This window comes from Streptomyces sp. NPDC000075 (assembly GCF_040301925.1).
GTDB classification, from domain to species: Bacteria; Actinomycetota; Actinomycetes; order Streptomycetales; family Streptomycetaceae; genus Streptomyces; species Streptomyces polychromogenes.
The window spans coordinates 1-1,244 of record NZ_JBEPFL010000085.1 but is presented as its reverse complement, the minus strand read 5'-3'; the positions used below and the strand labels follow the sequence as shown (position 1 = coordinate 1,244).

Below are 1,244 nucleotides of genomic sequence, written 5' to 3'. Positions count from 1 at the left end.
CCTAGTGCTGTGACCGGGAAGGTTTGCCGGGTTGGGAAGTCAGGCCGCGGCGGGTAGTGGTCTGCCGCCCCATTGGAGGCCTTTCTCGCTTCGGATGCGGGCGCGTTCGCGTCGTTGTGCGGCGAGGACGTCGGGGTGTCGGGTGTGCTTGTTGCGCCAGCGCAGGTAGGCGTGCAGGGCCCGGGTCTGGGCGGTGTGGTTCGGGTGGTGTGAGTTGGCCAGGGTGAACTGCCGCAGGGGTCCGAAGTGGGCCTCGATGGGGTTGGCCCAGGACGCGTAGGTCGGGGTGAAACACAGTTCGACCTTCTTGCGGGCCGCCCACCTTCGGATTTTCCAGTTCAGGTGGGCGGAGAGGTTGTCGAGGATCACGTAGATCGGCCCGCCGTCGGGGCGGGCGGCGCGGATCGACCGCAAGGAGGCCCAGGTGTGGTCGATGCCCTTGCGTCTGCGGTTGACGCCCCAGAGCTTGTCGTCGCCGACGGAGTAGCAGCCGTGGAAATAGGTGATGCCGTGGGTGCGTCGGTAGGTGGCCGGCAGCCGGTCCGGCCTGCCTTGTCCGGCCCAGCACCATCCCACGGTCGGACGGATCCCCAGGGGCCCGAACTCGTCGAAGGCGAATGTGCGGTCAGGACGCTCGTTGATCGCGTATTCGATCCTGGCGAGCTTGGCGTCGAAGGCCGGGTCCGGGGACTCCTTCCAGGTCTTCGTGCGCTGGAAGGAGATGCCCCGGCGGGTCAGCAGGCAGCGCAGGGCCTCGCGGCCGATGCGGATCGGCCGGGAGATGTCGCGTCGCAGGTGGTCGGCGAGCTTGCGCACCGACCAGCGGGTGAAGGGCTTGCCCAGTGCGGTCGGGCGGGTGGTGGCCGTCTGGACGACGAAGTCCTCGTCGTCACGATTGAGAAGGCGGGGACGGCCTCCCGCCCACTGAGGGTTCAGGCATGCGAGCCCGATCTCGTTGAAGCGGTGGATCACGTCGCGGACGGTGTCCTCATCCGCCTGGACCAGCCGTGCGACGACCGGGACGGTGCTGCCGCCGGCTGACGCCAGCAGCATCATCGCCCGCCTGAACCGCACCGAACTGGTACTGCCCCGCCGAACAATCTGCTGCAGTTTCTGGCCTTCCTGCTCGGTCAGCCCGCGAACCCGGACCGGTAACGCCATGCCCGCCCCCATGCCTGTCGAAGTCGTCACATCCGACCAGCACAACGAGCAACCCGGCAAACCTTCCCGGTCACAGCACTAGG

1 protein-coding gene is annotated in these 1,244 nt (G+C 67.8%); it reads right to left on the bottom strand.

Annotated elements, in window-relative coordinates; all coding sequences use genetic code 11:
- Positions 1 to 39: 39 nt before the first annotated feature.
- Entirely contained in the window at positions 40 to 1,161 is a 1,122-nt protein-coding gene (locus tag ABT403_RS38985; protein ID WP_351650973.1) for an IS630 family transposase, read from the bottom strand.
- Positions 1,162 to 1,244 lie beyond the last annotated feature (83 nt).

Coding starts and splice junctions, on each gene's coding strand:
- ABT403_RS38985 (WP_351650973.1), bottom strand. CDS start 1,161: ATGGCGTTACCGGTCCGGGTTCGCGGGCTGACCGAGCAGGAAGGCCAG.